13 protein-coding genes are annotated in these 11676 nt (G+C 72.3%); 10 read left to right on the forward strand and 3 right to left on the reverse strand.

What is annotated here, in order from left to right:
• The first annotated feature begins 157 nt into the window (after nucleotides 1-157).
• Nucleotides 158-835 (forward strand): response regulator transcription factor, encoded by a 678-nt coding sequence (locus tag ABD140_RS09285; RefSeq protein ID WP_344239146.1) that lies wholly within the window; start codon nucleotides 158-160, stop codon nucleotides 833-835.
• Entirely contained in the window at nucleotides 832-2301 is a 1470-nt protein-coding gene (locus ABD140_RS09290) for a sensor histidine kinase (protein ID WP_344238881.1), read from the forward strand. Before ABD140_RS09285 ends, ABD140_RS09290 begins: the two co-directional genes overlap by 4 nt.
• A gap of 37 nt (nucleotides 2302-2338) precedes the next feature.
• On the opposite strand, the gene ABD140_RS09295 is transcribed toward ABD140_RS09290, so the two are convergent.
• Complete coding sequence (locus tag ABD140_RS09295; protein WP_344238883.1) at nucleotides 2339-3343, reverse strand: sporulation protein; 1005 nt, start codon at nucleotides 3341-3343, stop codon at nucleotides 2339-2341.
• Nucleotides 3344-3525: 182 nt separating this feature from the next.
• Between ABD140_RS09295 and ABD140_RS09300 the strand changes: the two genes are divergently transcribed.
• From ABD140_RS09300 to ABD140_RS09330, 7 genes are all read left to right on the forward strand, one after another.
• A complete protein-coding gene (locus tag ABD140_RS09300) occupies nucleotides 3526-4383 on the forward strand; it encodes an ion transporter (protein ID WP_344238885.1) in 858 nt (285 codons plus the stop codon).
• An 88-nt stretch (nucleotides 4384-4471) separates the two neighbouring features.
• Nucleotides 4472-4828, forward strand: coding sequence for an ArsR/SmtB family transcription factor (locus tag ABD140_RS09305; RefSeq protein ID WP_344238887.1), 357 nt, complete (start codon nucleotides 4472-4474; stop codon nucleotides 4826-4828).
• A complete protein-coding gene (locus ABD140_RS09310; RefSeq protein WP_344238889.1) occupies nucleotides 4825-5307 on the forward strand; it encodes an SRPBCC family protein in 483 nt (160 codons plus the stop codon). The genes ABD140_RS09305 and ABD140_RS09310 overlap by 4 nt, the downstream gene beginning before the upstream one ends.
• Nucleotides 5308-5337: 30 nt before the next feature.
• On the forward strand, nucleotides 5338-5769 hold the full coding sequence (locus ABD140_RS09315) for an SRPBCC family protein (protein WP_344238891.1): 432 nt from the start codon (nucleotides 5338-5340) through the stop codon (nucleotides 5767-5769).
• Nucleotides 5770-6027: 258 nt separating this feature from the next.
• Nucleotides 6028-6978 (forward strand): ABC transporter ATP-binding protein, encoded by a 951-nt coding sequence (locus ABD140_RS09320; protein WP_344238893.1) that lies wholly within the window; start codon nucleotides 6028-6030, stop codon nucleotides 6976-6978.
• Between the two features lies 1 nt (nucleotide 6979).
• Nucleotides 6980-8134: an ABC transporter permease gene (locus ABD140_RS09325; protein WP_344238895.1), complete on the forward strand. Its 1155-nt coding sequence runs from the start codon at nucleotides 6980-6982 to the stop codon at nucleotides 8132-8134.
• Complete coding sequence (locus tag ABD140_RS09330; RefSeq protein ID WP_344238897.1) at nucleotides 8131-9300, forward strand: ABC transporter permease; 1170 nt, start codon at nucleotides 8131-8133, stop codon at nucleotides 9298-9300. Before ABD140_RS09325 ends, ABD140_RS09330 begins: the two co-directional genes overlap by 4 nt.
• Before the next feature lie 85 nt (nucleotides 9301-9385).
• On the opposite strand, the gene ABD140_RS09335 is transcribed toward ABD140_RS09330, so the two are convergent.
• Together ABD140_RS09335 and ABD140_RS09340 are read right to left on the reverse strand one after the other, a co-directional pair.
• On the reverse strand, nucleotides 9386-10165 hold the full coding sequence (locus tag ABD140_RS09335) for an alpha/beta fold hydrolase (RefSeq protein WP_344238899.1): 780 nt from the start codon (nucleotides 10163-10165) through the stop codon (nucleotides 9386-9388).
• Between the two features lie 142 nt (nucleotides 10166-10307).
• Nucleotides 10308-10895, reverse strand: a complete 588-nt coding sequence (locus ABD140_RS09340) for a PepSY domain-containing protein (RefSeq protein WP_344238901.1) — start codon at nucleotides 10893-10895, stop codon at nucleotides 10308-10310.
• A gap of 106 nt (nucleotides 10896-11001) precedes the next feature.
• Here ABD140_RS09340 and ABD140_RS09345 point away from each other — a divergent pair, with 106 nt between their 5' ends.
• The gene (locus ABD140_RS09345; RefSeq protein ID WP_344238903.1) at nucleotides 11002-11676 is read left to right on the forward strand and encodes a response regulator transcription factor; all 675 of its coding nucleotides are present in this window, start codon (nucleotides 11002-11004) and stop codon (nucleotides 11674-11676) included.

Here is an 11676-nt window from a genome sequence, read left to right on the forward strand (position 1 = left end):
CAGGTTCCTCAAGGAGAAGCCGCCCGCCCGCGGCCGGAGGCCGGGGCGCCTCGAAGGGGAGGCCGCCCGGCGGCGGGTGGACGGCGGGCCGTCCCCAGGGTGCGCGAGCGTGTCGTGCCGGGGCCGTACCGTGTGACGGGTGGCGAGGGGGTTCCGGATGGGACGGCAGCGGATACTCGCGGTGGACGACGACCCCGCGATCCTGCGGGCCCTGCGGCGCGGGCTCGCCCTGGAGGGGTTCGCGGTGGAGACCGCGGACGGGGGGCGGGCCGCGCTGGCGGGGGCCGCGGGGGCGGACGCGATCGTGCTGGACGTCTCCATGCCGGACGTGTCCGGCACGGAGGTGTGCCGGACGCTGCGCGAGCGGGGCTCGGACGTCCCGGTCCTCATGCTGTCGGCGTTGGACGAGGTCTCCGACAGGGTGGCGGGGCTGGAGGCGGGCGCCGACGACTACCTGGTCAAGCCGTTCGACTTCACCGAGCTCGTCCTGCGGCTGCGCGCGCTGCTGCGCAGGGCGGGCGCCGCGCCCGGAGACTCGGTGCGCGAGGGCCCGGTGGCGCTCGACCCGGTCACCAGGCGGGCGTGGCGCGGCGAACGGGAGCTGAAGCTGACCCGGCGCGAGTTCGACCTCCTGGAGGTCTTCGTCCGCAACGCCGGGCGGGTGCTGACGCGAGGCGTGCTGCTGGAGGAGGTCTGGGGATACGACTTCGCGGTCACCGACAACGCGGTCGAGACCTTCGTCGGCTATCTGCGCCGCAAGCTGGAGGCCGGGCGGGAGACCCGCATCCTGCACACCGTCCGCGGCGTCGGTTACGTCCTGCGGGACCGGCCGTGAGGCTCTCCACCCGGTTCACCCTGTGGGTCGCCCTGCTGGTGTCGGCGCTGGTGGCGCTGTCGGGGCTCCTGGTGCTGCGGACGGCCGTCGACGGGCTGGGGAGGGAGCGCGACCACCGCCTCTCCGTCCGGCTCCGTTCGCTGGAACCCATGGCCGCCATCTACGCGCGGCGCGTCGTCAAGCGGAACACCGGGACCGTGGCCGGGCAGCGGATCAGCGCGGCCACGGCGGGCACGGGCGGCGTCGTCACCGCGCTGAACGGCGCCGAACCGCTGGTCATAGGCCCCGTTCCGGGGGAGCTCCCCGCCCTGTCGGAGAAGCCGGCCACCACGCCCGACGGCCGGTGGCGCCACGCGGGCGCCGGACTGGGACGCGACGGCCGGCTCGGCACGCTGTGGGTCTTCGAGCCGGAGGCGGTGCTGGCCGAGCAGGCCTCCCGGCTGCGGGACCGGCTGCTGCTCGCGACGCTGGCGGCGATGCTGCTCTCCGCGGCCGCCGGATACGGGATCGGCCGCGTCGCGGTCCGGCCGCTCTCCCGGCTGAGCGCCGAGACCACCCGGATCGACCTGAGCCCCGGCGGCGGAAGGCTGTCCACCTCCTCCGGCGTCACGGAGATCGACGACCTCGCGCGCCTCGTCAACGACCTGCTGGAACGCCGGGACGGGGCCGTCGCGCGCACCGGCGAGGCGCTGGAGGCCGCCCGCGCCTTCGCGGCCACCGCCGCCCACGAGCTGCGCACCCCGCTGACCAGCATGAGCGCCAACATCGGCCTGCTGCCCCACCCGGACCTCCCCGAGGAGGACCGCGCGGAGATCCTCGAGGACCTCGCCCGGGAGCAGGCGAGGATGCAGCGCCTCATCACCATGCTGCGGCAGCTCTCCCGGGGGGAGCTGCTGGATCCCGCCTCCTTCACCGAGGTCGACCTGTCGGCACTGGCGGAGGTCGCCGTGGAGGACGCCCGCCGGCGGCACCCCCGCGCGGCGGTCGTCGCCGACCTCCCCGGCCGGGTGGCGGTCCGCGGCTGGCCGGAAGGGCTCCGCCTCCTCCTGGACAACCTGCTCGACAACGCCGTCCTCCACGGCGCCGACGCCTCGGGCCGCGCCCGCGTCGACCTCACCCTGCGCCCCGACGGGGAGACGGCGGTCCTGCGCGTCCGCGACCGGGGACCCGGCATCCCCCCGGAACGCGCCGCCGAGGTCTTCGAGAGGTTCCGCCGCCGCCCCGACAGCCCGGGTTCGGGACTCGGCCTCACCCTCGTCCGGCAGCAGGCGGTCCTCCATGGCGGAACGGCGGTCCTGGCCCCCGCGCCGCCGGGCGGCGGCACCCTCCTCCAGGTGGAGCTCCCCCTCCAGGGCCGCGCCCCGTCCCCCCGGGCCGCCTCCTCCTGGCGCACCGCCCACCCGTCCCCGCCCCCGGAGTCCGCGAAGCCCCCGGCCCCCACGGAGGCGGCACCCGAGGACGGGTGAGCCGGAGGCACCCGCCTGGACGGGTGCCTCCGGTCCGTCAGTCCTCGCCGCCTTCGTCCTCGTCGTCCTCGAAGATCTCTTCCATGATCTCGCCGGCGACCATGCCGCCGACGAAGCCGGCCGCGGCGCCCGCGACGACGCCGCCCATGCCGGGGCCGCCGCGGTGGTGGCCGTCGTGGTGGCCATGGGAGTCGTGGTGGCCGCCGTGGTGGCCGTAGGGGTCGTGGTGTCCGGCGAAACCGCCGCCGGCGAAGCCGCCGCCCGTGAAGCCGCCTCGGGTGAGGGACTCCAGCCAGGAGTGGAGGTGGGAGACCCAGTCGGTGGCGAGGGCCTCGTCGTGGGAGACGGTGAAGCGGCCGATGGCGTCGTGGCCGCCGCCGAACATGCCGCCGCGCTTGTCGGCCTCCAGGATGACGGTGAGGTTCCACGGGTCGCTGTGGAAGGTCAGCTCGACCTCGTTGATGCGGCCGCGGTACTGGCCGGGGGGATAGAACTCGATCTCCTGGTAGAAGGGGATCTGCTGCTGGACGCCGGCGAGGCGGCCGTGCTCGACGTCGGCGCTCTTGAACTGGAAGCCGAGCTGGGAGAAGGCGGCCAGGACGCTCTGCTGGGACGGCAGCGGCTCGACGGTGACGAGGTCGAGGTCGCCCTTGTCGACGGCCTTGGCGATGGCGAGCTCGGTGCGGACGCCCAGGGACATGCCGTGCAGGTGGGTGCCGAACACCGAGGTCAGCGGGGTCTCCCAGGGCACCTCGAACGTGAAGGGGATGCTCTGGTCCTGGCCGGCCTGGAGCTGGAAGGAGCCGGCGACGTCCACCCGGTGGAACTCCACGGTGGCGTCGACCTCCTCCTCGCCGTGCTCGGATTCCATCCGGGTGACGAGGCCGAGCGTGATGCGCTGGATCTCGACGGGGTAGTCCGCCGCCTTGATGAGGACCTGCCCGCTCAGCGTCCCGCCGGGCCGGCAGACGGGCTGCGCCAGGACGGTGTCGACCGACGGGCCGCCCATGCCGAGGCTGCCCAGGATGCGTTTGAAGACCACGAGTTCCTCCTGCGCGCACGCCTCCGGCGGCGCGAACGGTGATGATCGACAGAGATACTATTACATTTGTAATTTTCCCATGCCGGGCATGAGATGATCTTCCGGTCCCCGTGGCGGTTACCCTTGGAAAAGGTGACCCCCCGCGCCCCGGAATGTTCCGCCTCCCCTCCCTGGAGCCCTTCGTGCCCGGACGTGCCCGTGTCCGCACGCTCGTCGACTCGCGCAGCTTCCAGCGGTTCATCACCGCGGTCATCCTCGCCAACGCCGTCACCCTCGGCTGTGAGACCTCGCCCCGCCTGCTCGCCGACTACGGCGTCCTGCTCCACGCGATCGACCGCGTCGCCCTGGGCGTCTTCACCGTGGAGCTGGGTCTGCGGCTCTACGCCTACCGAAGGCGGTTCTTCGCCGACTCCTGGAACTGGTTCGACCTGTGCATCGTCGGGATGGCGCTGCTGCCGTCCGGCGGCGGCCTCTCGGTGCTCCGGGCGCTGCGGATCCTGCGGGCGCTCCGGCTGATCTCGGTGGTCCCCAGCATGCGGCGGGTGGTCTCGGCGCTGCTGACGGCGATGCCGGGCATGGCCTCGATCACCGGCCTGCTGGCGCTCATCCTCTACGTCGCCGCCGTCATGGCCACCAAGCTCTTCGCCGCCACCGACCCGGAGAACTTCGGCGACCTGGGAGCGTCGGCGTTCACCCTCTTCCAGGTGATGACCGCGGACGGCTGGTCGGAGATCGCGCGGAGCGTCATGGCCCAGCAGCCCTTCGCCTGGATCTTCTTCGTCCTCTACATCCTGGCCTCGAGCTTCGTCGTGCTCAATCTCTTCATCGCCATCACCGTCAGCGCGATGGAACCGCAGGTCGTCGGGGAGATCCACGAGGACCTGGAGCGGCTGGACGAGCGGGAGCAGCGCACGGACACGCTCGTCCTCAACGAGCTCCGCGCACTGCGCGCCGAGGTGGAGGAACTGCGGAGGCGGCTCCCGGAGGGGCGCCGGACGCCCGCGGAGCCCGAAGGCGAACCCGACGTCCTGCCCGCCTGACCCCTCTTTATCAACCATTTGGTTGTCAACGCCGTCGGCATCGCGTAGGCTCGTTATCAACCAATCGGTTGAATACAAGGAGGCAGGGGTGGCCGAGGAACGGCTCTCCCGGGTGTTCGCGGCGCTCGCCGACCCGACCCGGCGCGACATCGTGGCGCGGCTCGCGGGAGGCGACGCCACGGTGGGACAGCTCGCCGAGCCCTACGGGGTGTCCGTCCAGGCGATCTCCAAGCACATCAAGGTGCTGGAGGAGGCCGGGCTGGTCAGCCGGTCCCGCGACGCCCAGCGCCGCCCCTGCCATCTGGAAGCAGAGGTGTTCGACCTCATGACCGGATGGATCGAGCGCTACCGCCGCCGGGCCGAGGAGCGCTTCCAGCGCTTGGACGCCGTGCTCGCGGCCATGGACGACACGCAGGACAACGACCAGCAGGGAGTCGCATCATGACCACGAAGACCCGCGAGACCACCATCGAGGCCGACCCGAACCTGCCGACGATCCGCATCGTCCGCGAGTTCGACGCGCCGCGCGGCCGCGTCTTCCGCGCCTGGACCGACCGGGGGCTCGTCGCCCGGTGGCTGGGCCCGCGGAACCTCGAGATGCGGATCGACGCCTGGGAGATGGAGACCGGAGGCCGCTACCGCTACGCGTCCGTCCAGGACGGCGAGGTGGTCGCCTCCTTCTACGGCTCCTTCCACGAGGTCCGCCCGGACGAGCGCCTCGTGCAGACCTTCACCTGGGAGGGCGCCCCCGACGGCGTCTCCCTGGAGACCGCGACCTTCGAGGAGCTCGACGGCCGTACTCGCGTCACCATCTTGTCGGTGGTGGAGAGCATGGAGATCCGCGACCAGATCCTCGCCAGCGGCATGGAGGTCGGCGTCAACGAGGGCTACGAGAAGCTCGACGAAATCCTCGCCGAGGGCTGATCCGTCCCCTCGCCGGGCAGGAACCCCTGCATGACGACGCCCGAGCCCCGGCACGTCCGGATCGAGACGGATCCGGACGTGCCGGCGATCCTCATCGCCCGCGACTTCGACGCCCCGCCCGGCCGCGTCCGCCGCGCCTGGACCGATCCCGCCCAGGCCGTCCGCTGGCAGGGCCCCAAGCACGTCACGACCCAGGTCGACCCCGGCCCCGGCCCCGCCCCCACGGGAGACGGCGAGCGCCCCTCGCCCCGCCTGGCGCAGACCTGCACCTACGACCTCGTCCCCGACGCCACCTGCCTGGAGACCGTCACCTTCGAGGACCTCGGCTCCGGCCGCACCCGCGTCACCTCCCTGTCGGTCGTCGACACCCTCGACCACCGCGACCAGCTCCTCTTCCGGGGCCTGGAGCAGTGGGTCACCGAGGGCTACACCCGCCTCGACGCCCTCCTCCGCGAAGCCTGACCCCGATCGGCGAAGCCCGGACGCCGCGTCCAGACCCTGGGCCTCCACGACCCGCAGGAGCGCTTCGGCCACCTGGCGGCGGCGTTGCAGGGGTCGACCCGACCCCGGGATCTCCCGGAGGGCGGTGGCGGGGATCTCCGCTCCAAGGAGGAGGGGATTTCCTACCTTGGGGCGGTATGCCGTGTTTCTTCTGGACTTGGTCCGGTCCGGCTGTCACGTTGGAGCGCAGAGACGGCGTACTGGCGGGAGGCGGAAGGCGTGCCGGAGACAGAGGGTGTCGTCCTCCGCTGCGAGGGGCTGCGCAAGAGCTTCGGGGAGCTGACGGCGGTCGACGGGCTCGGCTTCCACATCGGGGAAGGCGAGACGTACGGGTTGCTCGGGCCCAACGGGGCGGGGAAGACGACGTCGATCTCGATGATCGCGGGCATCCTGGCGCGGGACGCCGGAGAGGTGCTCATCGACGGGGAGCCGTTGACGGGCGGGAGCGTGCGGCTCAAGTCGAAGATCGGGTACGTGCCGCAGGAGCTGGCCGTCTATCCGGATCTGTCCGGACGGGAGAACCTGCGGTTCTTCGCTCGGCTCTACGGGCTGAAGCGGCAGGAGGCGGCGCGGCGGGTCGAGGAGGTGCTGGAGGTCGTCGGGCTCGCGGACCGCGCGAAGGACCTGGCGAAGAACTACTCGGGCGGTATGCAGCGGCGGTTGAACGTTGCACTCGGGCTGCTGCATCGGCCTCGGCTGCTGATTCTGGACGAGCCTACGGCCGGGGTGGATCCGCAGAGCCGTAACGCCATCCTCGACAGTGTCGCGGAGCTCGCCGCGCAGGGGATGGCGATCCTCTACACGACGCACTACATGGAAGAGGCCGAAAGGCTGTGCGACCGGGTCGGGATCATCGACCAGGGCCGGTTGCGGGCCGAGGGGACACAGCGGGAGCTGGTCGCGCTCGTCGGGGAGCAGGACCATGTGACGTTGACGGGTGACGGGGAGCTGGAAGGGCTTTCGGCGCGGCTCGCGGAACTGCCCGAAGTGGCCGGCGCCAGTGTCACGGACGGGCGGATCGAGGTGTTCGCGCACGACGCGCGTGCTCTTCTGCCTCGGCTGCTGCACGTGGCGGACGCGGAGGGGACGACGGTCAGGTCCGTCCAGGTCGTGGAACCGGATCTCGAAGCGGTCTTCCTTCACCTGACGGGGAAGGCGCTGAGGGACTGACATGCGCACGGCTCTCCTCATCGCGGGCAAGGACTTCAAGCAGCGTCTGAGGGACAGGACGCTGCTCATGTACGCGCTGCTCCTGCCCCTGGGCCTGGCGTTCGTGTTCAACCTGGTCTTCGGCGGCGTGGGCGAGGAGAGCGCGGCGCGCCTCGGAGTCCTGGACGCCGACCGCGGCACCGCGGCCTCCCGTTTCACGAACGAGGTGCTGCGGCCCGTGGAGGCGTCTGGGGCGGTCGAGCTGCGAACGGTGCAGAGCCGTGAAGAGGGCGAGAAGCTCGTCGAGAACGGCGACTTGACCGCGCTGTTCGTCATCCCCGAGGGGTTCACGGCGGCCGTCGAGTCGGGTGCGCGAACCGCCATCGTGATCGTCGGCGACGAAGCCTCCCCGACGGGCACCGCGGTGGCGCGGGCGATCGCCACCGCGTACACCTCGCAGGTCACGACCGTCCGGCTGGCCGTCGCGCTGGTGGACGGCGGCGATCCACGGGCGGCGCAGCAGGCCGTGGCGTCGGGGGAGGCCATCGCCGTCGAGCGCGTCGGCACCTCCGACAAGCAGCTGGACTGGGGGACCTACATGGCCGCCGGGATGGCGGTGTTCTTCCTCTTCTTCACGGTGCAGTTCGGCGCTTCGGGACTGCTCGAAGAACGGGAGAACGGCACACTGGCCCGGCTGCTGGCCGCGCCCGTGTCCCGTACGGCGGTCCTGGCGGGAAAGCTCCTGCTCAGCGTGTTCGTCGGCGTCGTGAGCATCGCGCTGCTCATGGCCGCGATGGCGCTGCTGTTCGGCGCGCGGTGGGGGGACCCGGTGGGGCTGGCGCTGGTCGTGCTGGCGGGCGTGCTCGCGGCGACCGCGCTCATGGCCTCGGTGGCGGCGTTCGCCCGCGGGCATGAGGCGGCGGGCAACCGGCAGGCGGTGCTGGCGATCGTCCTGGGCGCGCTCGGAGGCTCGTTCTTCCCGGTGGCGCAGCTCGGCGGGCTGATGAGCCAGATCAGCAAGGTCTCCCCGCACTACTGGTTCCTGCAGAGCCTGGCGGACCTGTCGGGCGGGGCCTCGGCCGTCGACGTGCTGCCCGGCGCGGCGGTGCTCGCGGCGTTCGCCGCCGTCGCCGGAGGGGCGGCGGTGTACGGCTGGAGAAGGGAGGCGGGCGCGTGAAGGCGTTGGCGATCGCCGGTACCGAGCTGCGGATGATGCTCCGCGACCGCGGCAGCGTGTTCTTCGTCTTCCTCATGCCGATGATGCTGATCCTCGTCGTCGGTGTCGCCTTCGGCAGCGGCGGCGACGCCCGGGTGGGCCTGGTGGTGGAGGACCGCGGGCCGCTGGCCGCGCGGATGGCCGCGGAGCTGCGGGAGCTGTCCGGCCTGCGGATCAGGGTCGTGTCCGACGTGGAGAAGCTCACCGCGGACGTCGAGCGGGGACGGCTGGAGGCCGGTGTCGTCATTCCCGACGGGTACGACCGGGCGGTGCGCGCGGGTTCTGCGGGCACCGTGCGGTTCGTGAGCAAGGCGGACAGCCTGGACGGGGTGCGCCTGGGCTTCCGGGTCCAGGCCGCGGCGGGCCAGGAGGCCGAGCGGCTGAAGGCCGCCCGTTACGCCGCCGCGGAGGGGGACGGCTCGCTCGACGAGACGCTGGCCCGCGCCGACCGGACGGCCTCTTCGGTTCCCGAGGTGGCGGTGGAGACCGTCACCGTCGGGGAGGAGCAGATCTACGCGGGGGCGGAGCAGTTCGACGTGGGGGCGAGTCAGCAGCTCGTGCTCTTCATCTTCCTGACCGCGATGAACGGCTCGGTCGCGATGATCGTCTCCCGCAGGCTGGGGATCGCCCACCGGATGCTGGCCACGCCCACGCCGGTGCGCACCATCCTGGCCGGGACGGCGCTGTCCCGGATCGGGCTCGCCCTGTTCCAGGGCCTGGTGCTCATGGTCGGCTCCGCGGCGCTGTTCGGCGTCGGCTGGGGCTCCCCGGTGGGCGCCGCCGCGCTGCTGGCGGCGTTCTGCCTGGTCGGCGGCGGCGCGGCGATGCTCGCCGGCGCGCTCTTCCGGACCGAGCAGCAGGTCGGCGGCGTGGGGCTGCTGCTCTCGCTCGGCCTGGGCGCGCTCGGCGGCTCGATGATGCCGCTGGAGTTCTTCTCCCCGGCCCTGCGCACGGTCGCCTTCCTCACCCCGCACGGCTGGGCCAACGACGGTTTCGCCGTCCTGCTCCTGAAAGGCGGGGGAGTGGGAGACATCCTGCCCAACCTGGGCGTGCTGCTCGCCTACGCCGCGGTGCTGCTGGCCCTGGGCACCTGGCTCCTGCGCCGCACCCTGCTGTCGGCGCGCTGACAACAGGGCGCGGCACAGCGACAGGACCGGGCACAGCGGCAGACGGCGCGCGTCGGCCGTCGGCGGTGCGGGCGCCCCGGCATGGTCAGCGCACCGGTTCGCTGCCGCGCAGCAGGAGCTTCGCGACGAGCGCCGGGTCGTCGACCATGGGGACGTGGCCGCACGCGGGGAGGCGGAAGTGCCGGGCGTGCGGGAGGCGGCGGCGGGCCTCGGACGCCTGGTGGAGCGGCAGGACGAGGTCGAGCCATCCCCAGGCGATGGTGACGGGGACGTCGCGGGGGATCGCGGCGTGCAGGGGCTCGCGGTCCTCGATGAACCGCTCGATCGTCGGCAGCGCGCGCAGCAGTCCCTGGAAGTCGCCGAGGGCGAGGTCGGGCAGGGCGGTGTGGGGGCGGGCGTGGATCCAGCCGAAGGCCAGGGCGCGGCCCGCCCTGGTGGCGAGCAGCCGCTCCGATCGGGTTTCGAGCCGGCCCGCGAGGGAGGTGACCGTCCGGAAGAGGGCGCGGGTGTAGGCGAATTCGGCGCCGGAGTTCCAGAACCCGGCCGGAGAGAGGGCGGTGGCGCTGCGGACCGCCCCTTCGGCGGCGAGTTCCAGGGAGAGCCTGCCGCCGAGGGAGTTGCCCGCCACGTGCGGCCGGTCCAGTCCGAGGTGGTCGATGAGGAGGCGGACCTCCTTGCGCATGGTCTCGGTGGGCGCGCCCGGCGCGAGCTCGGGCGATGCGCCATGTCCGGGCAGGTCCACCAGGACGACCTCGCGCCGCTCCGTCAGCCGGTCCAGCACCGGATACCAGCCCTGCCTGCGGTGGGCCAGTCCGTGCAGCAGCACCAGGGGTTCGCCCGTCCCGACGCGCTCGTAAGCCAGCATCTCCGCTCCATCCGCCGGAAGGGCGACCTTTTCGCCCCAGTCGCAGCTGGGATGGTAGCGCGTCAGTGCTTAATGTGTCAGTAGCGACTGGTAAGAACGTGGGGTGGCGGTCCCGGCTCGGGGGCGGGGACCGCCCGCCCGCTCAGTCGTCGTCCTCGTCATCGGAGTCGTCGTCGGCGTCGACGGCGCTGGAGACGACCTTGCCGTCCGCCGGGTCGACGAGCACCTCGTGCTCGACGCCCTTGCTGTCGCGGACCTCGACCTCCCAGGCGCCCTGGCCCGTCAGGTCCACCGAGGTGACGGTACCGGCGACGGATCCGGTCGCGGCGGCCGCGGCCTGGACGGCGGAGACCTTGACGGCCTTCAGCGCGTCGGCCTCGGCCTTGTCCTCCGCCTTGTCCTCGGCGTCGTCGGACTTCTCGGCCTTCTTCGTGACCTTTCCGGCGGCGTCGATCTCCACCTCGTGCCAGGTCCCGTCCCCGGCCAGCACGTCGAGGTCCCAGCCGGTGCCGCCGTCCTCCAGGTCCACGGAGCCGACGGTGCCCTTGACGGCGTCCTGGGCCCGGGCGACCGCCTGCTCCAGGGTCAGCTCGGTCTTGGCGGGCTCGCTCCCCGTGACGGTCCGGGTGACCTTGCTGACCGCCTCGTCGTCGGCCACGGCCACGGCGGTCCCGCCGCCCACGGCCACGACACCGGCGGCGGCGATCGCGATCAGAGTCCTCTTCTTCACTTGCCTTCTCCTTCTGCTCGACTGCCTTCACCCTGCCTGAAAGGTGCTGAAGGCTTGCTGAAGCCACCTGAAGGCCGCTTCAGGTGCGATTTGGCAAGCTGGCGGTATGCGACTGCTGATCGTGGAGGACGAACGCCGCCTCGCCCTCTCCCTCGCCCGCGGCCTGACCGCCGAGGGCTTCACGGTGGACGTCGTCCACGACGGGACGGACGGGCTGCACCAGGCCACCGAGGAGGAGTACGACCTCCTCATCCTCGACGTGATGCTCCCGGGCATGAGCGGCTACCGGATCTGCTCGGCGCTGCGCGCCGCGGGCGACGAGACCCCGATCCTCATGCTCACCGCCAAGGACGGGGAGTACGACGAGGCCGAGGGCCTGGACGTGGGTGCCGACGACTACGTGACGAAGCCGTTCTCCTACGTCGTCCTGCGGGCCCGTATCCGCGCGCTCCTGCGCCGCCGCACCCGTGGCGGATCGCCCGTGATCACGATCGGGGACCTGACGGTGGAGCCGGACGCCCAGCGCGTCCTGCGCGACGGGGAGGAGGTCGTCCTGACCGCCCGGGAGTTCGCCGTCCTGGAGCACCTCGCCCTGCACGCCGAGCAGGTCGTCTCCAAGCGGGAGATCCTGGAGCACGTGTGGGACTCCGCCTACCGGGGCGACCCCAACGTCGTGGAGGTCCACATCAGCGCGCTGCGCCGGAAACTGGACATCCCCTACGGGCGCAGGTCGATCGTGACGGTGCGCGGCGCGGGCTACCGGCTGACGGCCGGAGGCTGA

Source organism: Actinocorallia libanotica, assembly GCF_039525175.1.
GTDB lineage: Bacteria > Actinomycetota > Actinomycetes > Streptosporangiales > Streptosporangiaceae > Actinocorallia > Actinocorallia libanotica.

What these genes read in the sequence shown, in the direction of transcription:
- ABD140_RS09285 (WP_344239146.1), top strand. Translation starts at nt 158, where the DNA reads ATGGGACGGCAGCGGATACTCGCGGTGGACGACGACCCCGCGATCCTG.
- ABD140_RS09310 (WP_344238889.1), top strand. Translation starts at nt 4,825, where the DNA reads ATGACCACGAAGACCCGCGAGACCACCATCGAGGCCGACCCGAACCTG.
- ABD140_RS09315 (WP_344238891.1), top strand. Translation starts at nt 5,338, where the DNA reads ATGACGACGCCCGAGCCCCGGCACGTCCGGATCGAGACGGATCCGGAC.
- ABD140_RS09325 (WP_344238895.1), top strand. Translation starts at nt 6,980, where the DNA reads ATGCGCACGGCTCTCCTCATCGCGGGCAAGGACTTCAAGCAGCGTCTG.
- ABD140_RS09335 (WP_344238899.1), bottom strand. Translation starts at nt 10,165, where the DNA reads ATGCTGGCTTACGAGCGCGTCGGGACGGGCGAACCCCTGGTGCTGCTG.
- ABD140_RS09345 (WP_344238903.1), top strand. Translation starts at nt 11,002, where the DNA reads ATGCGACTGCTGATCGTGGAGGACGAACGCCGCCTCGCCCTCTCCCTC.